Below are 24,450 nucleotides of genomic sequence, written 5' to 3'. Positions count from 1 at the left end.
GGGGCCGGCCGCGCCGTGCGGCTGGTCGGCGCGCAGGCCGTCGTCGAGCACTTCGCCGATGCTGCCGACCATCGCTTCGGCGCCTGTCACGACCGGGCGCCGCCGTGCGCTCAGCGCGACGCTCGACACGCCGGCGACGAGCAGCCCGCCGCCGAGCGCGAGGCTCGCGATCACGGGCCACGGAATCCCGTAGCCGGGCACTTCGGTATCGATCAGCATCAGCGCGCCGATCGTGAACGACACGATTCCGCCGAAACCGAGCACGCCGAAGGTCGGCAGGAACGCCTCCGCGACCAGGCAACCCAGACCGAGCAGCACGAGGCCGAGGCCCGCATAGCTGATCGGCAGCAACTGCATCGCGAACAGCCCGATCAGCAGGCAGATCGTGCCGGCGACGCCCGGCAGCACGAAGCCGGGGTTCGCGAACTCGAAGAAGAGGCCGTAGATGCCGATCGTCAGCAGGATCAGCGCGACATTCGGATCGGTGATGATCGACAGGAAGCGGCTGCGCCAGTCGGGCAGGACCACGACGAGCGGCGCATGCGCGGTCGCGAGCCGCAGTGTGCCGGCGGTGGTCGTCGCGCTGTGGCCGTCGAGCTGGCGCGCGAGGTCGGCCGGATCCTGCGCGATCAGGTCGACGACGTGCTGCGCGCGCGCCTCGGTCGCCGACAGGCTGACGGCCTCGCGCACCGCGCGCTCGGCCCATTCGGCATTGCGCCCGCGCAACTGCGCGAGGCCGCGGATGTAGGCGGCGGAGTCCTGCATCGCCTTGCGGATTTCGGTCGATTGCGTGTCGGTCGGCAGCGCGGCCGGCGCCGTACCCGAGGCTCCCGATGCACCCGGCGTCCCGGCCGGCGGTGCTCGCGGCGCAGCGGGGTTGGTGCCCGGCGCCGGCGCGCCGCCGCCGATGCCGAACTGCACGGGCGACGCCGCGCCGAGATTGGTGCCGGGCGCCATTGCCGCGAAGTGGCTCGCATAGACGATGTAGGTGCCCGCGCTCGCGGCCCGCGCGCCGCCCGGCGCGACGAATGCGGCGACCGGCACCGGCGAGCCGAGGATGGCCTTGATGATCTGCCGCATCGACGTGTCGAGGCCGCCGGGCGTGTCGAGCTGCAGGATCGCGAGCGGCGCGTGCTCGCGTGCGGCGCGATCGAGCGAGCGAACGATGAAGTCGGCGCTGGCCGGCCCGATCGCGCCGTTGATGGGGATCACGACGACCGGGCGCGCGGCTGCGGGTGCGGCGGCGGGCGGCGCTGCGGCGACGGCCGCACATACGACGAGCAGCGCCGCGAACAGCGCGGCGCGCGCGACCCGCGCGGACAGCGGGTGACGGGGGCGGCCGTCTGGCGCGGCAGGCGCCGGCGACGGCCCGTGACGGTGGAGGCGCATCGGGGCGTCCGGGCGGCGCACAGTCGCACGCCGTCCGGCTCGCGGAAAGGGCGTTGGCCCGATGCTTAAAGATTAGGCGGTTTCGGCGCAAAGCGCGAAGCCGGGGCCGGATTCAGCCCGCGCCGCCGCCTCGCGCCAGCACTTCGTCGCGATAGTCGGCCGGACTGCGCCCGCTCCATTTGCGAAACGCACGGTAGAACGCGCTCGGTTCCGCGAAGCCGGTCGCGGCCGCGACGTCGGCGATCGTGCGAGCAGGGTCGGCCAGCGCCTCGAACGCGAGATCGCGCCGCAGCGCGTCCTTGATCGACTGGTACGCATGGCCTTCCTGGTGCAGCTTGCGGCGCAGCGTGGCCTCGGCCACGTGCAGCCGCGCGGCCATCCCGCCCGCGCCCGGCCACGCGGCGGGCGGCATCCCGCGCAGCACCGCGCGCACCCGCTGCGCGAGCGCGTTCGGGTTGCGGTACTTGACGATGAAACTGGCCGGCGCGTTGCGCAGGAACGTCTTCAGCGTCTTCGCGTTCTGCACGACCGGCAGCGTCGCGAATTCGGGATCGAAATCGACATACGAATCGGGCTCGTTGAAGCGCATGTCGTCGCAGAACATCGACGGGTATTCGTGATCGGCGGGCGGCGTGTCGCAGCGGAAGCTCGCATGCAGCAGCGGGATGCGCCGCCCGATCAGCCAGCAGGTGAGCCCGTAGACGATGATGAAATAGGTTGCGTACGTGAACATCGCGGGTGTCGCACCGTTGTTGCGGTGCACGAAGCGCAGCCGCACGCGCTGCGGGTTCGCGTCGAGCTCCGCGTGCAGGTCGTCGAGCACGCAGTGCATGAAATTCACCGCGCGCGCCATCGCGTGCAGCCCGTCGCGCGCGGACAGCGCGGCCTGGCTCATCGCGATGAAGCTGCCGCTGCGCATCGGGTGGCGATCCTGCCCGAAAAACTCGTCGTCGAGCGCGCGCGCGATCGCGTTCCACAGCGCGCCGTATTGCTGCGCGGATACACGTGCGCGCGGCTGCCCGAGCAGCGCGGGCGCGATGCCGGCCTGCGCGAGCAGCGGCTCGGCCGCGATGCCGCGCCGGGTGGCGAGCGCGACGCTGTAAGCGACGAGGCTGATCGCGACGGTTCCCTTGTCTTCCTGCTTCATCGTGCCGCCGGTGTGGCAAAAACGCTCAGTGTAAATGAGCGACGCGAGCATCGAACAGTCGCGCGCGCTTGCCTACACTTGTTGCATCGAAACGCAAGGACGGTCGCACCCGGCGGCCGCGGGAGACAGCAGCGCCATGGACGAGCTTTACACCGAAGACCAGCGGATGATCCGCGACGCCGCGCGCGCTTTCGCCACCGAGATGCTGGCGCCGAACGCCGCGCAGTGGGACCACGATGCGCGGCTGCCCGACGCCGTCGTCGCGCAGCTCGGCGAACTCGGCCTGCTCGGGATGATCGTGCCGCAGGAGCTGGGCGGCTCGTATACGGACTACGTCGCGTATGCGCTGGCGATGGAGGAAATCGCCGCCGGCGACGCCGCGTGCGCGACGCTGATGAGCGTGCACAACTCGGTCGGCTGCGGCCCGATCCTCGGCTTCGGCACGCCGGCGCAGAAAGAGCGCTGGCTGGCCGACATGGCGTCCGGCCGCGTGATCGGCGCGTTCTGCCTGACCGAGCCGCAGGCCGGCTCCGAGGCGCACAACCTGCGCACGCGCGCGGAGCTGCGCGACGGCAAATGGGTGCTGAACGGCGCGAAGCAGTTCGTGACCAACGGCCAGCGCGCCGGTGTCGCGATCGTTTTTGCCATGACCGACCCGGAAGCCGGCAAGCGCGGCATTTCCGCGTTCCTGGTGCCGACCGACACGCCGGGCTTCATCGTCGGCAAGCCCGAGAAGAAGATGGGCATTCGCGCATCGGATACGTGCGCGATCACGTTCGAGAACTGCGCGATTCCGGAAGAGAACCTGCTCGGCAATCGCGGCGAAGGGCTGAAGATCGCACTGTCGAATCTCGAGGGCGGGCGCATCGGCATCGCCGCGCAGGCGCTCGGCATCGCGCGCGCCGCGTTCGACAAGGCGCGCCGTTATGCGGGCGAGCGCGTGCAGTTCGGCAAGCCGATCGCCGAGCATCAGGCGATCCAGCAGAAGCTCGCCGACATGGCCACGCAGATCAACGCGGCGCGCCTGCTCGTGCACCACGCGGCGAAGCTGCGCACGGCCGGGCTGCCGTGCCTGTCGGAAGCGTCGCAGGCGAAGCTGTTCGCGTCCGAGATGGCCGAGCGCGTGTGCTCGGACGCGATCCAGATCCACGGCGGCTACGGCTACCTGGTCGATTACGAAGTCGAGCGTCATTATCGCGACGCGCGTATTACCCAGATTTACGAAGGCACCAGCGAAGTGCAACGGATGGTGATCGCACGGCAGCTTTGAGTCGCGGCGGCCGCGCTGACAGAAGCATCACGCAGGGCACGAGGGCAGCGCGGTAAACGCGGCACGCAACGACGTGACCGTGCGCCGCGCCACAGGGAATCGGGCATGGGCTGCAGCGCATGCCCCGGTTGACCGCGAGGCATGGAGACTGGAGGAAACGATGACGGTACAGGCATTCCTGGACGCACGCGACTTTCTGCTGCGCCATCGCACCGACTACGAAACCGCGTACCGCGATTTCGAGTGGCCGGTGCTCGATGCGTTCAACTGGGCGCTCGACTACTTCGACCCGATGGCGCGCGGCAACGACCGGCCCGCGCTGTGGATCGTCGACGCGGCGACCGGCACGGGCGATCCGTATTCGTTCGCGCAGATGTCCGAGCGTTCGTCGCGGATCGCGAACTGGCTGCGCTCGATCGGCGTCGTGCGCGGCGATCGCATCCTGCTGATGCTGCCGAACCGTGTCGAACTGTGGGACGCGATGCTCGCCGCGATGAAGCTCGGCGCGATCGTGCTGCCCGCGACCACGCAACTGTCGGCCGACGACGTGCGCGACCGCGTGCAGATCGGCGGCGCGAAATACGCGATCGTCGACGAGAACGAAACCGCCAAATTCGAACAGCCCGACCTCGGCCTCGCGCGGAAGATCGTCGCCGGAGCGCCGCACGCGGGCTGGCTCGCGATGAACGACGGCTACGCGGCGAGCGCCGCGTTCGAGCCGGACGCCGTCACGCACGCAAACGATCCGATGCTGCTGTACTTCACGTCGGGCACGACGTCGAAGCCGAAGCTCGTCGAGCATACGCACCGCACCTATCCGGTCGGCCATCTGTCGACGATGTACTGGGTCGGCCTGCAGCCGGGCGACATCCACTGGAACATCAGCTCGCCGGGCTGGGCGAAGCACGCGTGGAGCTGCTTCTTCGCGCCGTGGAACGCGCAGGCGTGCGTGTTCGCGTTCAACTACGCGCGCTTCGAGCCGAAGGTCGTGCTCGATGCGCTCGTCAAATACCAGGTGACGACGCTGTGCGCGCCGCCGACCGTATGGCGCATGCTCGTGCAGCAGCCGCTCGCGTCGTTCGACGTGAAGCTGCGCGAGATCGTCGGCGCGGGCGAGCCGCTGAATCCCGAGATCATCGAGCGCGTGAAGAACGCGTGGGGCATCACGATCCGCGACGGCTACGGCCAGACCGAGACGACCTGCCTGATCGGCAACTCGCCGGGCCAGCCGGTCGTCGCGGGCTCGATGGGCCGGCCGCTGCCCGGCTACCGCATCACGCTGCTCGATCCGGACGGCGCGCCCGCGACCGAAGGCGAGGTCGCGCTGCCGATCGGCCCGGACGTCGCGCGCCCGGTCGGGCTGATGAACGGCTATGCGAACAACCCCGACGCGACGGCCTATGCGATGCGCGACGGCCACTACCGCACGTCGGACATCGCGATGCGCGGCGACGACGGTTATTACGTGTATATCGGCCGCGCGGACGACGTGTTCAAGTCGTCCGACTACCGGTTGAGCCCGTTCGAACTCGAGAGCGTGCTGATCGAGCATCCGGCGATCGCCGAGGCGGCCGTCGTGCCGAGCCCCGACCCCGTGCGGCTGTCGGTGCCGAAGACTTTCATCACGCTGCGGCAGGGCTACGAGGAAAGCCCCGCGCTCGCGCTGGAGATCTTCCGCTTCTCGCGCGAGAAGCTCGCGCCGTACAAGCGCATCCGCCGCCTGCAGTTCGCGGAGCTGCCGAAGACGATTTCGGGGAAGATCCGCCGCGTCGAGCTGCGCCGCCGCGAGATCGAGCGCGGCGACGACGCGGCCGCGCGAATGCCCGGCGAATACTGGGAAGAAGATTTCGCCGCCGAATTGAAATGAAATGACCGACCGCGGGCCGCGCGCGCCGCATTCCGCGGCGGCCGCCCGCAGCCGAATTGAACCGGCCGCGCGGCGGTATTGCGCTTCGCGGCCCCCTGCAAGGAGAAACGATCGATGAACGCGAATCCGACGCCCCAAACGGGGCAAGACGTGCCGACGGTCAAGCTGCTGATCGATGGCGCCTTCGTCGAGTCCGCCACGAAAGAGTGGCGCGACATCGTCAACCCGGCGACGCAGCAGGTGCTCGCGCGCGTGCCGTTCGCGACCGTCGCGGAAGTCGACGCGGCCGTGCAGGCCGCGCACGCCGCGTATGCGACGTGGAAGAACACGCCGATCGCCGCGCGCATGCGCATCATGCTGAAGTTCCAGGATCTCGTGCGCACGAACCAGCAGCGCATCGCGAAGACGCTGACGGCCGAGCAGGGCAAGACGCTTCCCGATGCCGAAGGCGACATCTTCCGCGGCCTCGAAGTGGTCGAGCACGCGTGCTCGATCGGCTCGCTGCAGCTCGGCGAATTCGCGGAGAACGTCGCGGGCGGCGTCGACACGTACACGCTGCGCCAGCCGCTCGGCGTGTGCGCGGGCATCACGCCGTTCAACTTCCCCGCGATGATTCCGCTGTGGATGTTCCCGATGGCGATCGTGTGCGGCAACACGTTCGTGCTGAAACCGTCCGAGCAGGACCCGATGTCGACGATGGAGCTCGTCCAGCTCGCGATCGAGGCCGGCATACCGAAAGGGGTACTGAACGTCGTGCACGGCGGCAAGGAAGTCGTCGATGCGATCTGTACGCATCCGCTCGTGAAGGCGATCTCGTTCGTCGGCTCGACCGCCGTCGGCACGCACGTGTACCAGCTCGGCAGCGCGCACGGCAAGCGCGTGCAGTCGATGATGGGCGCGAAGAACCACGCGGTGGTGTTGCCCGACGCGAACCGCGAGCAGACGATCAATGCGCTCGTCGGCGCCGGCTTCGGCGCGGCCGGCCAGCGCTGCATGGCGACGTCGGTCGCGGTGCTGGTTGGCGAAGCGCGCGACTGGCTGCCCGATCTCGTCGCAAAGGCGAAGCTGTTGAAGGTGAATGCGGGCGCGGAAGCCGGCACCGACGTCGGCCCGGTCGTGTCGAAGACCGCCAAGGAACGCATCCTGTCGCTGATCGAAGCGGGCGTGAAGGAGGGCGCGAAGCTCGAACTCGACGGCCGCGACGTGAAGGTGGCCGGCTACGAAAGCGGCAACTTCATCGGCCCGACGATCTTCTCGGGCGTGAAGACCGACATGTCGATCTACACGCACGAAATCTTCGGCCCGGTGCTCGTCGTGCTCGAAGCCGACTCGCTCGACGACGCGATCGCGCTCGTCAACGCGAACCCGTTCGGCAACGGTGTGGGCCTGTTCACGCAGAGCGGCGCGGCCGCGCGCAAGTTCCAGAGCGAGATCGACATCGGGCAGGTCGGCATCAACATCCCGATTCCGGTGCCCGTGCCGTTCTTCAGCTTCACCGGATCGCGCGGCTCGAAGCTCGGCGATCTCGGCCCGTACGGCAAGCAGGTCGTGCAGTTCTACACGCAGACGAAGACGGTCACCGCGCGCTGGTTCGACGACGACACGACGGCCGGCCCGGTGAATACGACGATTCGGCTGCATTGAGCGGCGGAGGACACGAACATGAAAATCGGATTTATCGGCCTCGGCCACATGGGTGCGCCGATGGCGCTGAACCTGTTGAAAGCCGGCCATGAAGTGCATGCGTTCGACCTGAGCGCCGATGCATTGCGCGCGCTGCAGGACGCCGGCGCGCAGGTTGCCGCATCGCCGCGCGACGCGGCGTCGGGCGCGACGTTCGTGATCACGATGCTGCCGGCCGCGCCGCACGTGCGCTCGGTGCTGTCCGGCGAGAACGGCGTGCTGGCCGGCCTCGACGCGGGCGCGACCGTGATCGATTCGAGCACCATCGACCCGGCGAGCGCGCAGGCGTTCGGCGCGCTGGTGCGCGAGCACGGCGGCGCGTTCGTCGATGCGCCGGTATCGGGCGGCACCGGCGGCGCGGCGGCCGGCACGCTGACCTTCATGGTCGGCGGCAGCGACGCGGATTTCGAGCGCGTGAAGCCCGTGCTCGCCGGCATGGGCAAGAACATCGTCCATTGCGGCGCGACGGGCATGGGGCAGGTTGCGAAGGTCTGCAACAACCTCGTGCTAGGCATCTCGATGGCGGCCGTGTCGGAGGCGATGTCGCTCGGCGTGGCGCTCGGCATCGACCCGAAGGTGCTGGCCGGCATCGTCAACACGTCGACGGGCCGCTGCTGGAGCTCGGACACGTACAACCCGTATCCGGGCGTGATCGACACCGCGCCGTCGTCGCGCGGCTACTCGGGCGGCTTCGGCACCGACCTGATGCTGAAGGATCTCGGCCTCGCGAACGACGCGGCGAAGCAGGCGCGCCAGCCCGTCTATCTCGGCGCGCTCGCGCAGCAGCTTTACCAGACGATGAGCAGCCGCGGCGACGGACAGCTCGATTTCTCGGCGGTGATCCGCCTGTACCAACCGGCAACGAAGAAGGACGCATGATGATCGAACTGGACTACGTCGACGACGGCGCGATCGCGTGCGCGACGCTCAAGCGTCCGCCCGCGAACGCCTTTACCGCCGACGGGCTGCAGCAACTGCAGGAAACCGTCGCCGAACTGAATGCGAACCCGCGCGTGCGCGCGCTGGTGATCACGGGCGACGGCCCGAAGTTCTTCAGCGCGGGCGCCGACCTCAACACGTTCGCCGACGGCGACCGCGCGGTCGCGCGCGCGATGGCGTCGCGCTTCGGCGCGGCGTTCGAGGCGCTGCACGATGCGCGCGTCGTGACGATCGCGGCGATCAACGGTTATGCGATGGGCGGCGGCTTGGAATGCGCGCTCGCGTGCGACCTGCGGATCGCCGAGACGCATGCGCAGATGGCGCTGCCCGAGCCGTCGGTCGGCCTGCTGCCGTGCGGGCTCGGCACGCAGACGCTGCCCTGGCTCGTCGGCGAAGGCTGGGCGAAGAAGATCATCCTGACCGGCGCGCGCGTCGACGCGGCGACGGCGCTCAGGATCGGCCTCGTCGAAGACGTGGTCGAGAGCGGGGCCGCACGCGACGCGGCGCTGGCGCTGGCGCGCAACGTCGTGCGGCAAAGCCCGCACGCGGTCGCATACAGCAAGGAGCTGATCGGCCTCGCGCGCCGCGGCGTGCCGCGCGGCGCGGCGCTCGCGGTCGAGCGCGAACGCTTCGTCGACCTGTTCGACACGAACGATCCGCGCGAAGGCGTGGCCGCGTTTCTCGGCAAGCGTGCGCCGCAATGGAACACCGACGGAGAGCCGCAACGATGAGCACGCCGGTCACGAATCACGACGCGTTCGCGCAGGCCGCGCCCGAGGTGCTGTTCCGCGTGGTGAACCGCGTGGCGCTGATCACGCTGAACCGTCCGGCCGCGCTCAACGCGCTGTCGTACGCGATGATCGGCGAGCTGGCCGCGCTTTTCGAGCGCTGCCGTCGCGACGACCAGATCGTCGCGGTCGTGCTGCGCGGCGCGGGCGAAAAGGGCTTCTGCGCGGGCGGCGACGTGCGCGCGCTGTACCGGATGGTCGCGCAGCGCGAAACCTGGCTGCCGTTCTTCGTCGACGAATACCGGCTCGACCATGCGATCCACACGTTCCCGAAGCCGGTGGTCGCGCTGATGGACGGCGTGACGATGGGCGGCGGCATGGGCCTCGCACAAGGCGCTGCGCTGCGCGTCGCGACCGAGCGCAGCAAGATCGCGATGCCGGAGACGCGCATCGGCCTCGTGCCCGACGTCGGCGCGACGCATTTCCTGTCGCGCATGCCGGTCGAGCTCGAGCTGTACGTGGGGCTGACCGGTGCGATGCTGTCGGGTGCCGACGCGCTGACCGCGAAGCTGGCCGATCTGTGCGTGCCGTCCGCGTGGCTCGACACGTTCGAGACGCGCATCGAAAGCGTCAAGTGGGACGGCGACGTGCTGCCGGCGCTGCGCAAGGTGTTCGAACCGCCGTGCAACGTCGTGCCGCATGCGGCGCTCGACAGCCAGATGCCGTGGATCGTCCGTCACTTCGACAAGCGTTCGACCGTCGAGCGGATCGTCGCGACGCTGACGCAGGAGCTCGCACGCGACGAGCTGACGCGCGAGCACCGTCAATGGCTGCAGGCGACCCTCGATGCGCTCGCCGGCCACTCGCCGACGATGCTGCACGTGACGCGCGAAGCGCTGCTGCGCGGCCGGCAGATGACGCTTGCCGAATCGTTCCGGATGGAGCTCGGCATCGTCGCGCGCGCGATCGAGGAAGGCGATTTCTGCGAAGGCGTGCGCGCGCATCTCGTCGACAAGGATCGCAAGCCGCGCTGGGCGCCCGCATCGCTCGTCGAGCTGCGCGCCGAACGCGTGCGGCATTTCCTGACGTCGCCGTGGAAGCTGTTCGCGCATCCGCTCGCCGATCTCGGCGCCGCATGACGCACCCGACGCGCCGTGCGGCGCGTCGGTTTCATTTCATCGCAGTGAACTCATCCCGGCGCTCGATCATCGGCGGAATCGCCTGTGCGAGCGCGTCGATCACGCAGCGCGTCTTGCGCGGCAGGTAACGCGTCTTCGGCCAGATCGCGTGAATGTCGCCTTCGCACACGAAGCAGCGGTCGAGCACGACCACCATTTCGCCGCGCTTCACGTAGTAATCCAGCAGCCAGCTCGGCAGCCATGCGACACCGAACCCCGACGCACCGGCCGCCGCGATCGCCTGCACGTCGTCGAAACTCAACTGGTGCTGCATGTCGACGCGCACCGTCGAGCCGTCCGGTGCGCGCAGGTCCCACGGCTGCGGCACGCCCGAGCGTGAATACGCGATCGTCCGGTGATGCTTCAGATCGTCGAGCGACTTCGGCATCCCGTAGCGGGCGAGATACGACGGCGCCGCGCCGAGGCTGCCGTATTGCGTGCCGAGCCGGCGCACCGCGAGGCTCGTGCTGTCCGCGAGCGTGCCGATCCGCACCGCGAGATCGATGCCTTCCTCGACGAGATCGACGAAGCGGTCGGTGATCGACACGTCGATTCGCAGATGCGGATAGGTGCGCGCGAGGTCGAGCACGATCGGCGTCACGCAGTGGTGCCCGAACGCGAGCGGCACGCTCAGCCGCAGCTTGCCGCGCGCTTCGTTGCGGCCGCAGTCGAGATCGGCTTCCGCCGCTTCCAGTTCCGCGAGCGCGCGCACGCAGCGGTCGTAGTACGCCTGGCCGTCGTCGGTCAGGCTCTGGCTGCGCGTCGTGCGCTGCAACAGCCGCGCGCCGAGCCGCTTCTCGAGCCGCGCGACCGCCTTGCCGACGGCCGAACGTGTCATGTCGAGCCGCTCCGCGGCGAGCGCGAAGCTGCCCGATTCCACCACCTGGACGAAGGTTGTTACGCCGTCGAGTCTGTCGGTCATGGCAGGGTGTGCTGATTGAGTCCTGTGATTCCCCAGTTCGGAGAAGTGGGTGCGTCAATGGGGATCGAAATTCTCACTATAGTACCGATTCCCGTTCAGCGCGCGTAGCCGGCCGCGCGCGGCGAACCCTTCTCACCTGGAGGCGCGCGGCCCATTGCCGGGCCGCCGCGCAATACGCATGACGCTATCCGACTCCCGCAGGAATGCGGTCGCGCTCGCGGCCGTCTGTCTCACGTCGCTGATGTTCGGCCTCGAAATCTCGAGCGTGCCGGTGATCCTGCCGACGCTCGAACACGTGCTGCATGGCGATTTCAACGGCATGCAGTGGATCATGAACGCGTACACGATCGCATGTACGACGGTGCTGATGGCGGCCGGCACGCTCGCGGACCGGTTCGGCCGCAAGCGCGTGTACGTGATCGGCACCGTGCTGTTCGGCGCGACGTCGCTGCTGTGCGGGCTCGCGCCGAACGTGCCGGTGCTGGTCGCGGGCCGGCTGCTGCAGGGCGCCAGCGGCGGCGCGATGCTGATCTGCCAGATCGCCGTGCTGTCGCATCAGTTCCGCGAGGGCCGCGAGCGCGGCCGTGCGTTCGGGATCTGGGGGATCGTGTTCGGCATCGGGCTCGGCTTCGGGCCGATCGTCGGCGGCGCGATCGTCGCGCTGGCGAGCTGGCCGTGGGTGTTCCTCGTCCATGCGCCGCTCGCGGCCGTCGCGCTCGCGCTGATCGGCGGCGCGGTGCAGGAGTCGCGCGATCCGCATGCGGGCACGCTCGACGTCGCGGGCATCGTCACGCTGTCGCTCGCGGTGCTCGGCCTCGCGTTCTACATCACGCAAAGCGCGGAGCTCGGGCTGACGAGCGCGGCCGGCCTCGGCGTGCTCGGCGCGACCGTGCTGGCGCTCGTGGGTTTCTTCGTTGCGGAACGCGCCAGCGCGCGGCCGATGTTCGATTTCTCCGTGTTCCGGATTCGCGCGTTCACCGGCGCGATCTTCGGCTCGATGGGGATGAACTTCAGCTTCTGGCCGTTCATGATCTACCTGCCGATCTGGTTCCAGGTCGCGCTCGGCTACGACAGCGTGACGGCCGGCCTCGCGCTGCTCGCGTACACGCTGCCGACGCTGGTCGCGCCGCCGTTCGGCGAACGGCTCGCGCTGCGCTATGGGCCGGGCGTCGTGATCCCGGGCGGCCTGTTCACGATCGCGGCCGGCTTCGCGCTGATGCGGGTCGGCAGCGCGGCCGACCACGCGAGCTGGCTCACGATGCTGCCCGGCTGCGTGATCGCCGGCATCGGGCTCGGGCTCACGAACACGCCGGTCACCAACACGACGACGGGCGCGGTGCCGAGCGCGCGGGCCGGGATGGCGTCGGGCATCGACATGAGCGCGCGGATGATCTCGCTCGCGCTGAACATCGCGACGATGGGCTTCGTGCTGGTTGCGGGGATTGTCGCGAGCCTGAAGGGCGGTGTCGCGGGTGCGATCGGCGATGCAGCGCTGCGCCGGCTCGCGCAGGAGATCGCGTCGGGCCGCACCGACGGGCTGCAGCAGATCGCACCGGCGCTCGCGCAGGCCGACCCGAGCGGCGCGGCGCTGCACGCGGCGCTCGTGCACGGGTTCGGCTGGGTGATGGTGTACGGCGCGGCCGGCGTGGCCGTGCTCGCGACCGCGAGCGCGGTGGCGTTCGCGCCGGCGCGGCGCAGGGCGGCCGTGTGCGAATGACACGGCCGGCCCATTGTGTCGGCACGCCGGTCAGGACGTCCCGCCGCCGAGCGCGCGGTACAGCGTCATCTGGTTGTTGAGCCGGTTCAGCCGCGTCAGTTCGTCGGCGCTTTGCGCGTCGCGCAGCCGCTGCTGCTGGTCGAGCCACGGCTGCACGGCGGTCGCGCCGGCCGCGAACCGCGCGGCGGCAAGCTGCTCGGCGCGCTGCGCCTGGGCCAGCGACAGCGCGCGCTGTTCGGCCTCGCGTTCGAGCTGCACGCGCGCCGACAGCGCATTCTCGACTTCTGCGAGCGCCGTGTAGAGCCGCTGGCGGAACCCGACCACCGCTTCCTCGTACTGCGACTTCGACACCTTGATCTGCAGTTGCATCGTGTTCCACTGGATGAACGGCAGTGCAAGGCCGAGCCCGAGCGTGCCGACCGGATTCGTCAGCACGCGCTCGAGGCTCGTGCTCGACGTGCCGGCGCTGCCGGTCAGCGTGAAGGTCGGGTAGAAGCTCGTGCGCGTCGCGTCGACCTGCGCGAGCGATTCGCGCAGCCGGAATTCCGCCGCGCGCAGGTCGGGGCGTCGGCCGAGCAGGCTGGCCGGCAGGCCGGCGGCTACTTCCGGCGGCGGCGCGACGGGCAGCGCCGACGGTTCGGCCGCGCGTTGCTGCGGCGGCCGGTCGAACAGGAGCGCGAGCGCGTGGCGGTTCTCGGTGCGCTGCTGGATCAGTTGCGTTTGCGCAGCGCGTTGCGCGGACAGGCTCTGCTCGGCCTGCGCGAGATCGAGCCCTGACGCGGCGCCGGCCGTGTGCCGCGACCGGACGACCGCGAGCGTGCGCACCCCATACGCGATGTTCGCGTCGCCGAGCGCGATCTGCCGGTTCAGATAACCGATCTGCCAGTACAGCGACGCCGTCGTGCCGATCAGCGACAGCCGCGCGGCTTCGAGATCGGCGGCCGTTGCGTCGGCTTCCCAGTGCGCGGCATCGCGCAGCGCGGCCAGCCGGCCCCACAGGTCGATTTCATAGCTCAGCGAACCGTTGATGCCGCTCGACCGGCTCATCCGGTGCGTATCGAGCGTGCGCGACACGGCGCCGTTCGCGCCGAGCGATACGGCGGGCGTCAGGTTCGTGTCGACGAGCCCGGCCTGCAGTTGCGCGCGGTACACGCGAATCGCCGCGATCGCGAGGTCGTTGTTGGCACGCAGCGCGTCGTCGATCAGCCGGTCGAGTTGCGGATCGCCGAAGCTGCGCCACCAGTCGCGCGTGGTGGCAGGCGCATCGGCCGCGACCGGCGCGGCCCAGTTCGCGGGCATCGCGACGGCCGGCAGCGGTTCGTGGCGCGCGGATTTGCAGCCGGCCAGCAGCGCGGCCGCGCAGGCGAAGGCGCCCAAGCGGCGAAGCGGTGAAGAATGCGTCATGGCGGGGCTCCGTCAGTCGCGCGCGAGCGCATCGATCGGATCGAGCCGCGACGCGTTGCGCGCGGGCATGAAACCGAATATCACGCCGGTGAGCGTCGAGCAGACGAACGCCGTCACGATTGCGCCGGCGGAGAACACCATCTTCCATTGCGTGACGAACATCGAGAACACCGCGCCGAGCCCGAACGACAGCACGATGCCGATCGTGCCGCCGAGCAGGCAGACGAGCACGGCCTCGACGAGGAACTGCTGCAGGATGTCGGACTGGCGTGCGCCGACCGCCATCCGGATGCCGATTTCGCGCGTGCGCTCGGTGACCGACACGAGCATGATGTTCATCACGCCGATCCCGCCGACGACGAGCGAGATCACCGCGATCAGCGACAGCAGCAGCGTCAGCGACTGGCCGGTCTTCTCGACGGTCTTGACCACGCTGTCCATGTTGTACGTGAAGAAGTCCTTGCGGCCGTGGCGCTGGATCATCAGCTTTTCGAGGCTTTTCTCGGCGGCGGCGCTCGGCTGCCCGTCGCGCACGCGCACGGTGATGCTGTCGAGATGGCGCTGGCCGAACAGGCGCCCGCTCGCGGTCGTGTACGGCACCCACACGTTCAGGCTCTTCACGCTGCCGAACGCGCTCTTCTTGTCGGCCGTGACGCCGATCACGACGCACGGCACGTTGTCGACCAGGATCGCTTCGCCGACCGGATTGCGCGTCGCGCCGAACAGCTTGCGGCGCGTGTTGTGGTCGATCACGGCCACCTGAGCCTGGCGGCGCACCGCGTCCTCGTCGAATGCGACGCCCAGCGCGAAACGCATCCCGCGCGCCTGGAAGAAGCGATCGCCGACGCCGCTCACGAGCGCGTTGACGTCGATGTTGCGGTAGCGCAGCAGCAGCGTGCGCGACGTCTCGGGCGTTGCGCTGTCGACGTACGGCTGCTCGGCGAGCGCGGCGACATCGGCGGGTACGAGCGTCTGGATCGCGTCCGCGCGGCTGTCGCCCCAGTCGGTGCCCGGATAGACGTTGATCGTGTTCGTGCCGATGCTGCCGATCTCGTCGAGCATGTAGCGCTTCGCGCCTTCGCCGATCGCGACGATCGACACGACCGATGTGATGCCGATGATGATGCCGAGCATCGTCAGCAGCGTGCGCAGCCGGTGCGACACGAGCGCGATCCACGCCATCCGGCACGCTTCGGCGAAGCGGCCGGTGCCGGCCGCGAAGCGGCGCGCACGCGTGCCGGTTTCGGTGTGGGCGTCGGCGGGCGGCGGGTCGTCGTGCCGATCGCGCGTGGCCGGCGTGCCGGCTGCCGCTTCGGCCGCGTCGACGAAGGCTTCCGCGAGCGCTTCCGCATAGTGGCGATTCCGCCGGTCGGCGACGATCTCGCCGTCGCTGATCTCGATGATGCGCCGCGCGTGGCGCGCGACGTCCTTGTCGTGCGTGACGATGACGATCGTATGGCCGAGCGCGTTCAGCTCGTGCAGGATGCGGATCACGTCCTGGCCGCTTTTCGTGTCGAGCGCGCCGGTCGGCTCGTCGGCGAGGATTACCTGGCCGCCGTTCATCAGCGCGCGCGCAATGCTCACGCGCTGCTGCTGGCCGCCGGACAGTTGCCCGGGCCGGTGGTGCGCGCGATCCGCGAGCCCGAGCCGCGCGAGCAGCTCGCGTGCGCGTTCGTGCCGCTCCGCGCGCGTGGTGCCCGCATAGATCGCCGGCATTTCGAGGTTCGCGGCCGCGTCGACGTGCGGCAGCAGGTGATAGCGCTGGAACACGAAGCCGAAGTGTTCGCGGCGCAGCTGCGCGAGCTCGTCGCTGTCGAGCATGTGCGTGTCGCGTCCGCCGACCGTGTAGATGCCTTCGCTCGGATGGTCGAGGCAGCCGAGGATGTTCATCAGCGTCGACTTGCCGGAGCCCGACGCGCCGACGATCGCGACGATCTCGCCCGCGTCGATCGACAGGTTGACGTTGTTCAGGACGACGACGTCCTTGTCGCCGGCCGGAAAGCGCCGCGTGACGCTCGAGAGTTTCAGCAGGGGCTGGCGCATCGTCACACCACGTCCGCCAGCGGCGCGTGCTCGTCCGCGGCGGCTTCGCCGATCACGACGCGCTCGCCGTCCTTCAGGCCGGCCAGCACTTCGACGCGTACGTTGTTGTTGATGCCGATGCGGATGTTGCGCGTGACCGTGCTGCCGTCGGCGCGCAGCACGCGGACCGCATAGCTGCCGTCCTTGCGCTTTTCGCCGAGCGCGGCGGCCGGAATGCTGAGCGCATTGCGCGCGTTGCCGAGCACGATGCCGACCTGCGCGGTCATCGCGATGCGCAGCCGGTGCTCGGGATTCGGTACTTCGAACAGCGCGTTGTAGAACACGGCGGAGTTCGGTTTCGTGCCGCCGCCCGCGCCGCCGCCGAGCGCGCTCTGCGCGTCGGCGAAGTTCTGCGGCGCCGGCTCGATCGCGCGCAGCCTGCCGTAGTGACGCTTGTCCGGTTCGCCGAGGATCGTGAAATACGCGGTCTGGCCGGCGCTCACGCGGATCACGTCGGCTTCCGACACCTGCGCCTTCACGGTCATCGTGTCGAGATCCGCAAGCTTCAGGATCACCGGCGCCTGCTGCTGCGCGATCACGGTCTGGCCTTCCTGCGTGACGATCGCGACGACCTCGCCGTCGATCGGCGCGACGATGCGCGTGTAGCCGACGTTGGCGTGCGCGGTCTCGATCTGGATGCGGGCCGAGCGGATCTGCGCGGCGAGCGACGCGAGCGTCGCGCGCTGCATGTCGAGCGTCGCGCGCGCGGCCTCGAACGACTCGCGCGACGTCGCATCGTCGGGCAGCATTGCCTGCTGGCGCCGGAATGCGAGCTCTGCCTGCGTCAGCTGCGCGGCGGTCGATTGATGCTGCGCGCGCAGGCTTTCCTCGCTGGCGCGCGCCTGGCGCAGCGCGTTTTCGGAGATCACCGGATCGATTTCGGCGAGCCACTGGCCCTTCGCGACCTTGTCGCCGAGCTTCACCTTCAGCGTCTTCAACTGCCCCGATACCTGCGCGCCGACGTCGACCTGCTTGAACGCCTGCAGCGCGCCGGTCGCGAGCACCGCGCTCTCGAGATCGCCGCGCGTGACCGGCGCGGACAGGTACTGCGGATGCTTGTCGGGCGCGAATACCGTGAGCGAGACGCCTGTGACGATCGCAACGACTGCGATGATGGCCAGCACGATGCGCCGGCGGCGATGGGGCTTCTGAGTCATGAGAATGCGGCGAGGATGAAGCGGGCGCCGGCGATGCGTGCGACCGGGCGGGACGATCCGGTCGGCGCCGCATGCCGGGCGTGTTGCCCGCGACGGCATCCGCGTACGCATCGCGCGGGCGTGCCGATTCGAATCAGGCGCTCATGGTAAGCGAGGATTTCGCGCCAAATCGTATGGAAATTGTGCTGAATTGTGCTAGCGCCGCGCCAGAGTGGGGGCCGGGCGGTGACATTGTTGCGATCTGTGAAAGGGGCGGGGAAGGCCGTGGCGCGTTGTTACCGCTGTGCGGCGACGATTGCCATCATCGGCCGGTCGCGTTCCTCGTCGAGCGCGGGCATCGCGTCGACCTTTTCGGCGTCGGCCCCCATTCGTCGAGATGCGCGAGCGTGAAGCCGCTGCCGATCAGCAGGTTCACGAGTGTGCCGAGCGTGCGATTCCGCGAGATTACACGCGCTGCCCGCCTGCGTTGATCCTGCGTCGCGTATCCGCGTCGACGATATCGCGGATCGCACTGAACAGCGGCGCGGCGTCGGTATACCGCCGGCCGTAGCCGAGATTGAACGCGTAGTCGAAATCGGGCGGATTGCTGCCCTGGTTGTGCTGCAGGATCGTCTCGAGCTTGTCGAGCGCCTTCGCGGCGCGCGCTTCCGGCGACTTGGCTGCTTCGTATTCATCCCACAGCGCGACGATCTTGTCGCGCAGCGTGCGATCGAGCGACGCCGTCAGGGTCAGCAGGTCGTCGCGTTCGTGCGCGCTTTTGTCCGGGTGCGCGGCCTGCTCGATCGCGGGGATGTCGCCGTGCAGCGCCTCGCCGAGATCGTGGACGACGCACAGCTTCAGCAGCTTCAGCGTATCGATGCCGGGCAGCGCGTCGGCGAACACGAGCGCCATCAGGCACAGCCGCCAGCTATGCTCGGCCGTGCTTTCCGCGCGCCCGGCCGACGTGTGGCCGCTGCGCAGCACATCCTTCAGGCGTTCGGCTTCGCGCAGGAAATCGAGGCGTGCGTGGATCGTGTCGGGGTTCATGGTCGGAGTCCTTGCGGTGAGCCCTCAAGCGTAAGGCGGCCGCGCGCGGTTCGTCCACGCATGAAATATGCGCGGCGTGCTAGAGCGTTTCGACCAGCCGCGCGGCCGAGCCGTCCGACAGCGTCATCCGCGTCCACCGGCATGTGCTGCCGCGGATCGGCACGACGCGCGACGCATTCGCGCCGGTGTCGAATTCGACGCTCGGCGGCCCCGCGCGATCGTGCCAGCCGAGCGTGTCGAGCGCGGCTTCCATGCGGACGATTTCCGGCGTCGCGTAGCGCCACAGCGACGTGCCGAGCAGCATCGGCAGCGGCTGCGAGAACTCGGCCGCACGCGCCGGCGAACTGGCGAGCAGGCGGTGCGTGAGGTCGCACACCAGATGCATGCGGCCCGCGCTGCCCGCGATGAGCCGCGCAAGCGCATGGTCGCCTGCGGAATCGAGGCGCGCGGCGAGCAGCCGCTCGGCCGTCGCGCGCTCGTCGGGCGACATCTGCTGGATGCCGGCCTCCCAGCGCGAGATCGTCGATTGCGCGACGCCGAACAATTCTGCGGCGTGGCTTTGCTTCACGCGGTGCAGCGCGCGCCAGCGCCTGAGCTGCGGGCCGAGCGGTGGCGTGTGAAGCGGTGAGGTCGTCATGGCAATGCTCCGGTTGCGGTCGTCGTGAGCGCTCGCGTGTCGCAGGCCGCTGCCATCGGTGCGGCAGGGGTGCCGCGCGCGCCGTTACATGAACCGGAGGCCGCTGCTTGACTGGAGCGCGATGGCCGCAAACGGCACGAGCACGATGCCGCCCAGCACCAGCACACCGTCGGCGGCAACCGTGATCGGCGTGGCGAGGATTCGCAGACCCATGCCGACGACGGAAGGCGACTCTCTGATGAAAACCGAGTACGGGCGGTTGAACGGCTGCGCGGCCGCCTGGTCCTTCGCGGCGAAGCCATCCGTCGAATAGCGCTTGCCGTCGATGTCGCCTTCGAGCGCGAGACCGGCCGACGCGGGGGTGAACCCGTCCGCGGCGGCTGCCTGTCGATCGTCGTCCGACGCGTCCTTCGGCAACACGATCCGGTAGTGGCCGGTGACGCTGCCGCCGCTCGCATGAAAGCCGGCGAACGTGGTGCGCAGCGATTTCCGGTAGCCGGACTGCAGTACCGGCCGCAATTGGGCCGGCAGATCGAAGATGTAGTGATAGCGCGTGCCGAGGACGACCAGCTTCTTGCCGTCCTCCGTAATCAGGAATCCGGATACGTTTTCGCTGTACGTGTCGTCCTTGTACAGCTTCGGCGTGAAACAGCCCGACAGCGCGAGGCTGCTCGCGGCCAAGCCGGCGGCCAGCAGGCGCCGGCGCGTGATCGATATGCTCATTCTTGTTGTCCCGTCTGGTGCGGTTCAGTTCAGTGGCTTTCGCCCTCGGAAGCAGGATTCTGGCGCATCCGCCGCGCGTTGTCGAACGGGAAACCTGCCATGGCAGCGATTGTCGATCGCACCGCACCCGGCGGCGCGCCGGGACGCCCGGGCCTGCCGAAAACGTTTGCGTCAGGCTTTCACCCGACTCCTCCATATCTTATTATTCGCCCAGAGCGGTGCGTGCCGGCCGCCATCGGTCATGTCGACGGCATGACGCGCCGGCAACGATTGCCGCTTTCCGACCGGCGCGTGGCGCGGCGTACGGTCGGAATGACAGGAAACGCGTGGGCCGCGCGTTTCCCGAAAAAATGACACGAGGGCGCGATGGTACGACTGATCTTGCTGCTGCTGGGCATCGAATATCTGCGAACCCGCTGGCGCGGGCTGACCGTGCTTGGCTGGCTGTGGGTCGTCGCGGGCGTCGTCATCTTCGTCGATGCGCTCGACGGCGCGCTGCATTTCCCGATCGAGCTGTTTGCGTGGCTGTTCCTGATCGAAGGGCTCGCAACGCTCGCGGTGGCCGGCAGCGGCGTCGGCGGGCAGCGCATCCTGCGCTACGTGAAGGGCATCGTGGTCGTGGCGGCCGCGGGGCTCGTGTTTGCCGGCCATCACCACGGCCATTTCCTGCTGTCGATGATCTTCGGCACGCTGTTCCTCGTCGACGGGCTGCTGCAATGCACGTCCGCATGGATGGTGCGCTACCGCCGCTGGAACGTTGCGTTCGCGTGGGGTGTCGTCGAAATCCTGCTGGCGATCTTCTTCTTCCAGCCGTACCCGACGCATTATGTGGGCACCGTGCCGTACTGCCTCGGCCTGCTGCTGATATTCGGCGGGATGCACATGCTGAGCCTCGCCGCACGCGTGCGGCGGCTGACGCGCAATCCCGCGTTCGCGACGTCGCCCGCGCCGGCGCTCGTGCCCGACCTCGACGATGCGCGCGACCGGCCGCATTTCGCGCAATCCGAATGGGACGGCCCGCCGGCCGACGGCGAGCGCGCGCTCACCGTGCACGTGTGGACGCCGACCGGCACGTCGAAGGCCGAAGCGCAGCGCTATCCGGTGATCGACCGCTATATCGCTGCGGTGGACGTCAACGGTGTGATCTCGACCGGGCACGCGGCGCTGGAGTCGCCGGAGGGCATCTATATCAGCCTGTATCCGGGCGTCGAAATCGATCGTTCTCCGGACGAATTCACGCGCATCCTGCGCGCGACGCGCGAGAACGATGTGCCGGGCCTGTTCCAGCCCGACTACGCGACCGAGTCGAAGGCGTGGTGCCCGTCGACCGTGCGCGTGCGGATCCGCAACTACGATCCGGCGAAGCTGGATGCATTCTGGTCGGCATACCGGCAGAACGTGACGTACAACCTCACGCACCGCAACTGCTCGAGCACCGTGTCGAACGCGCTCGAAGCCGCGCTCGACGGCGCGGTGTGGCGGCTGAAGGGCACGCGGGCCGGGTGGGGCGCGTTCGTCCGGCTGCTGCTCACGCCCGAGCTGTGGGTCGCCGCGCAGATCCGCAAGCGCGCGGTGACGATGGCGTGGACGCCCGGGCTCACGCTCGACTATGCGCGCGCGCTCAGCATGCTCGCCGACCCGCGGCCGTTCGCGTGGTGGAAGGTCGCGCGCTCGGCGGTGAAGGCGATCATGACGTCGCGCCGCGCGTGGCGCGAGCAGGACAGCGCGGCGCTGTCGTCCGGCGGATCGGAGGCTGCGTCGGTGAAGTAATCGCGTGGCGCCGGACGAGGGCCCGGCGCCGCAGGAGCCGCCACCGTGCGGCCCGGCGAAGTTGCCCGCCGTCAGAACCCGCAGACAAACCACAAACGACAATGAACAAGACGAGCGCTTTCCGCATCCTGATTCCCGCTGCGCTGGCGCTGGCAAGCGCCGGCCTCGCGCAGGCGAGCACGGACGACGTGCCGCGCATGAGCAACGACGTGTACCGGATTTCGGTGTCGTTCTGCTCGAACGTCGCGGCCGCCGAGAAGATCGAGTGCCAGGGCGACATGATCGCCGCGGGCAGCCGGATCGTTGCGGCGATCGGCGGGCTGCCGCCGGCGTCCGCCACATCGATCGACGAAGGCGCGCGCAGCAAGCTGCCGGCGGAGGAGCGCAACGGGCTCGCACCGGTCGAGCCGGCCGCGATCGACAAGGACGACGACGTGGCCGGCCTCGCCGGCATGGTGCGCCTGTGCGACGTGTACGAATCCGGGCCGGCGTCGCTTGCGCGGCATCACGCGGCGCTGAAGCAGCAGGCGCCGGATGCCGCGCCGCGCGTCGAGGCGCTGCTGGCCGATTCGTCGACGGCGGCGCGCCGGCGAGTCAGCGTCGGCGTGTGGCAGATCCTCGTGCTCGAAGGTTCCGAATCGGTTGCGCGCGCATGCAAGCAACTGGGTGCCGGATCGTGAGCGACGGCGTGCCGCCGGAGTGGCGGCACGCGTCGGCCGTGTGCGGTATCGGGCACGGCGCGGCACGAGCTGCCGCGCCCGTGCCTGCTTTCCGCGACGGTTACGCGCGACGTGACGGTGCGTGCCCGCGCCACCGCACATAATTCGGCCACCTTCACATTCGTGCCACGTTGCGGTAGCAACAATCGCAGGCAGACATTCGACAATCTTGCGGCGCATCCCGCGACCGCAAGCCTTTTCCGAGGAAACGCCATGCTCAAGACGCTCGCCCGCGCCGCTGTCGCACTCGCCGTCGCTTCCGCCTCGCTGCCCGCCACCGCGCAGACCAGCTACGACTACCTGTTGCTCGCCGCGTCGTGGGAGCCCGGTTTCTGCGCGTCGCACGACACACCCGAATGCACGAACCTCGCCGGCTCGTATGCGGCGACGAGCCTGTCGCTGCATGGCCTGTGGCCGAACCGGTACGACGGCAACCAGCCGTTCTACTGCGGCGTGCCGCAGAACGACGTCGACCTCGACAACGCGCACCAGTGGTGCAGCATGGATGCCTACCCGATCAGCAGCGCGACCCGCAATACGTTGTCGACGTACATGCCGGGCGTTGCATCGTGCCTCGACAAGCACGAGTGGTTCAAGCACGGCACCTGCTCGAATTCAGCGTCGCCCGATGCGTACTGGAACGAGGCGGCAGGCATGATCGGCCGGCTCGGCAACACGTCGTTCAATGCGTACCTGCAGGCGAACGCGGGCAAGACGGTCACGCGTAACCAGTTGCTGTCCGCATTCGAAGGCGCGTTCGGCAGCAATACGCGCAGCGCGGTATCGCTGAAGTGCACGAAGACCAATGGCGTCAGCTATTTCACCGAAGCGTGGATCGCGGTGAAGACGAATGCGACCACGCAGTTCCCGAGCGCCGCGTCGCTCGTGACGGACGGCAATACGCAGGGCACGTGCCCGACGTCGGGTGTGTTTATCGCGAAGTAAGGGGGAGGGCGGCCGGCGTGCGCGGCATCGCGCACGTCGTCGCCCGTCATGGCTTCGGCGGGATGCGCGATCACCGCAGCCGGGCCGGTTCCTGCGCGTCGAACGGGTGCTCGTGGTCGTCGACCGTGTCGGGCTGCGCATGCTACGGCGCCGCCCCATGCGGCATCCGCGACGCGCTGCTGGCCGGTGGTCAGTACCGCCAGCAGCGCGCTCCACGCGACGAACAACCGGGTCCGTTATCCGAGCAGCCGCAATGCGTCCGCGAGCGACAGCACCGTCGTGCGCGATTCGAACGCGGTGGAGAACAGATGCTCGTGGACGATCGGGTCCGGGTCGTAACAGCAGTCCTTGACCGTATACAGGCGGAAGTCCGCGTCGCTCGCGTAGGCGATCGACGACAGCATCACGCCGGTCGACGCGATGCCGACCATGATCAGCGAATCGACGCCTTGCGCGACCAGCCGCGCCTGCAGATCGGTGCCGAAGAATACGCTCGCGCGGTGCGCGACGATCTGCGGTTCGTCGGGCTGCCGGCCCAGCTCCGGGCACGTGCCGTCGTCGACGAACAGGCCGAGCTGCTTGATGCCTTGGCCGTTCTTGTTGCGCGGGCTGACTTCCGGATAGCCGGGGCTGAACCGGAGGTTCGCGAACCAGACGCCGACGCCGCTGGCTCGCGCCGCGTCGCACAGCTTGCGCGTATTGGCGAGCAATTCGGGTGCGACCGACGGAAAGAGTCCCAGGATGTCGGTCTGGTAATGCATGACGAGCAGCGCGGTTTGCGACGGATTGATGGCGGGAACCGGTGCGGAAGCGCTGCCGCCGGGGTTCGCGTGGGCCGCCATTGCGACATTCGATACGTTGTCCGGATTCATGCGTGATGTTCTCCTCCAGTAACCGCTGCGGGGTTTCAGAAAATCGATCGTTCCGTATACGTCGTCAACCACTCCAGCGCCAGCGTGATTGGATTCCGGAATATAAACCCGTATGTGGTTTCTTTGGTACCGAGCGGGCGGGTGAACGCTACGCTGCATTGGGTGTCGGGGATCGGGGATCGGGGGTAAGCGCTCGACACGTACCGTCTGTTCATGAGGGCGCGGCACCGGCAATCTGATTCCCATCAGATGTAATGGGAATCAGATTGATGAAG

The 24,450-nt window shown here is 68.9% G+C and carries 21 protein-coding genes; 11 read left to right on the top strand and 10 right to left on the bottom strand.

The window, feature by feature from the left end; all coding sequences use genetic code 11:
- Together ACPUER_RS31740 and ACPUER_RS31735 are read right to left on the bottom strand one after the other, a co-directional pair.
- A partial coding sequence (locus ACPUER_RS31740) for an NfeD family protein (protein WP_425133032.1) occupies nt 1–1,389 on the bottom strand: 1,389 nt, incomplete at its 3' end.
- Between the two features lie 112 nt (nt 1,390–1,501).
- Nucleotides 1,502–2,536, bottom strand: coding sequence for an AraC family transcriptional regulator (locus ACPUER_RS31735; protein WP_162631713.1), 1,035 nt, complete (start codon nt 2,534–2,536; stop codon nt 1,502–1,504).
- Between the two features lie 136 nt (nt 2,537–2,672).
- On the opposite strand from ACPUER_RS31735, the gene ACPUER_RS31730 reads away from it, so the two are divergent.
- From ACPUER_RS31730 to ACPUER_RS31705, 6 genes are all read left to right on the top strand, one after another.
- The gene (locus ACPUER_RS31730) at nt 2,673–3,806 is read left to right on the top strand and encodes an acyl-CoA dehydrogenase family protein (RefSeq protein WP_310132568.1); all 1,134 of its coding nucleotides are present in this window, start codon (nt 2,673–2,675) and stop codon (nt 3,804–3,806) included.
- Nucleotides 3,807–3,966: 160 nt separating this feature from the next.
- Entirely contained in the window at nt 3,967–5,673 is a 1,707-nt protein-coding gene (locus ACPUER_RS31725; RefSeq protein ID WP_425133031.1) for an AMP-binding protein, read from the top strand.
- 114 nt (nt 5,674–5,787) lie between these two features.
- The gene (locus ACPUER_RS31720; RefSeq protein WP_425133030.1) at nt 5,788–7,317 is read left to right on the top strand and encodes a CoA-acylating methylmalonate-semialdehyde dehydrogenase; all 1,530 of its coding nucleotides are present in this window, start codon (nt 5,788–5,790) and stop codon (nt 7,315–7,317) included.
- 18 nt (nt 7,318–7,335) lie between these two features.
- Entirely contained in the window at nt 7,336–8,235 is a 900-nt protein-coding gene (mmsB, locus tag ACPUER_RS31715) for a 3-hydroxyisobutyrate dehydrogenase (protein ID WP_096473716.1), read from the top strand.
- The gene (locus tag ACPUER_RS31710; RefSeq protein ID WP_175959739.1) at nt 8,235–9,026 is read left to right on the top strand and encodes an enoyl-CoA hydratase; all 792 of its coding nucleotides are present in this window, start codon (nt 8,235–8,237) and stop codon (nt 9,024–9,026) included. The genes mmsB and ACPUER_RS31710 overlap by 1 nt, the downstream gene beginning before the upstream one ends.
- Nucleotides 9,023–10,162, top strand: a complete 1,140-nt coding sequence (locus ACPUER_RS31705) for an enoyl-CoA hydratase/isomerase family protein (protein WP_425133029.1) — start codon at nt 9,023–9,025, stop codon at nt 10,160–10,162. Before ACPUER_RS31710 ends, ACPUER_RS31705 begins: the two co-directional genes overlap by 4 nt.
- A gap of 31 nt (nt 10,163–10,193) precedes the next feature.
- Here ACPUER_RS31705 and ACPUER_RS31700 read toward each other — a convergent pair whose 3' ends face one another.
- Nucleotides 10,194–11,123, bottom strand: a complete 930-nt coding sequence (locus tag ACPUER_RS31700) for a LysR family transcriptional regulator (protein WP_175959660.1) — start codon at nt 11,121–11,123, stop codon at nt 10,194–10,196.
- A gap of 178 nt (nt 11,124–11,301) precedes the next feature.
- On the opposite strand from ACPUER_RS31700, the gene ACPUER_RS31695 reads away from it, so the two are divergent.
- Nucleotides 11,302–12,840: an MFS transporter gene (locus tag ACPUER_RS31695; protein ID WP_425133028.1), complete on the top strand. Its 1,539-nt coding sequence runs from the start codon at nt 11,302–11,304 to the stop codon at nt 12,838–12,840.
- 30 nt (nt 12,841–12,870) lie between these two features.
- Here ACPUER_RS31695 and ACPUER_RS31690 read toward each other — a convergent pair whose 3' ends face one another.
- The 6 genes from ACPUER_RS31690 to ACPUER_RS31665 form a co-directional block, all read right to left on the bottom strand.
- Nucleotides 12,871–14,244 carry an efflux transporter outer membrane subunit gene (locus ACPUER_RS31690; RefSeq protein ID WP_425133027.1) on the bottom strand — a complete coding sequence of 458 codons (1,374 nt, stop codon included), beginning with the start codon at nt 14,242–14,244 and terminating at the stop codon, nt 12,871–12,873.
- A 12-nt stretch (nt 14,245–14,256) separates the two neighbouring features.
- Entirely contained in the window at nt 14,257–16,287 is a 2,031-nt protein-coding gene (locus ACPUER_RS31685; protein WP_425133026.1) for a MacB family efflux pump subunit, read from the bottom strand.
- Between the two features lie 2 nt (nt 16,288–16,289).
- Nucleotides 16,290–17,483: an efflux RND transporter periplasmic adaptor subunit gene (locus tag ACPUER_RS31680; RefSeq protein WP_425133025.1), complete on the bottom strand. Its 1,194-nt coding sequence runs from the start codon at nt 17,481–17,483 to the stop codon at nt 16,290–16,292.
- Between the two features lie 444 nt (nt 17,484–17,927).
- A complete protein-coding gene (locus tag ACPUER_RS31675) occupies nt 17,928–18,509 on the bottom strand; it encodes an HD domain-containing protein (RefSeq protein ID WP_425133024.1) in 582 nt (193 codons plus the stop codon).
- Between the two features lie 79 nt (nt 18,510–18,588).
- A complete protein-coding gene (locus ACPUER_RS31670; RefSeq protein ID WP_175959654.1) occupies nt 18,589–19,146 on the bottom strand; it encodes a helix-turn-helix domain-containing protein in 558 nt (185 codons plus the stop codon).
- A gap of 84 nt (nt 19,147–19,230) precedes the next feature.
- On the bottom strand, nt 19,231–19,869 hold the full coding sequence (locus tag ACPUER_RS31665; RefSeq protein WP_175959653.1) for a hypothetical protein: 639 nt from the start codon (nt 19,867–19,869) through the stop codon (nt 19,231–19,233).
- Between the two features lie 99 nt (nt 19,870–19,968).
- Here ACPUER_RS31665 and ACPUER_RS31660 point away from each other — a divergent pair, with 99 nt between their 5' ends.
- From ACPUER_RS31660 to ACPUER_RS31645, 4 genes are all read left to right on the top strand, one after another.
- Nucleotides 19,969–20,223, top strand: coding sequence for a hypothetical protein (locus ACPUER_RS31660; RefSeq protein ID WP_425133023.1), 255 nt, complete (start codon nt 19,969–19,971; stop codon nt 20,221–20,223).
- A gap of 12 nt (nt 20,224–20,235) precedes the next feature.
- Nucleotides 20,236–21,639: an HdeD family acid-resistance protein gene (locus ACPUER_RS31655; protein ID WP_175959651.1), complete on the top strand. Its 1,404-nt coding sequence runs from the start codon at nt 20,236–20,238 to the stop codon at nt 21,637–21,639.
- Between the two features lie 101 nt (nt 21,640–21,740).
- The gene (locus tag ACPUER_RS31650; protein ID WP_425133022.1) at nt 21,741–22,319 is read left to right on the top strand and encodes a hypothetical protein; all 579 of its coding nucleotides are present in this window, start codon (nt 21,741–21,743) and stop codon (nt 22,317–22,319) included.
- A 252-nt stretch (nt 22,320–22,571) separates the two neighbouring features.
- Nucleotides 22,572–23,303, top strand: coding sequence for a ribonuclease T2 (locus ACPUER_RS31645; protein ID WP_425133021.1), 732 nt, complete (start codon nt 22,572–22,574; stop codon nt 23,301–23,303).
- Between the two features lie 236 nt (nt 23,304–23,539).
- Here ACPUER_RS31645 and ACPUER_RS31640 read toward each other — a convergent pair whose 3' ends face one another.
- Complete coding sequence (locus tag ACPUER_RS31640) at nt 23,540–24,175, bottom strand: isochorismatase family cysteine hydrolase (RefSeq protein ID WP_425133020.1); 636 nt, start codon at nt 24,173–24,175, stop codon at nt 23,540–23,542.
- Nucleotides 24,176–24,450: the final 275 nt, after the last annotated feature.

This window comes from Burkholderia sp. DN3021 (assembly GCF_049805555.1).
GTDB classification, from domain to species: domain Bacteria; phylum Pseudomonadota; class Gammaproteobacteria; order Burkholderiales; family Burkholderiaceae; genus Burkholderia; species Burkholderia pyrrocinia_C.
Note: the sequence above shows the minus strand (reverse complement) of the source record. Positions and strands in the feature narration are given on the sequence as shown.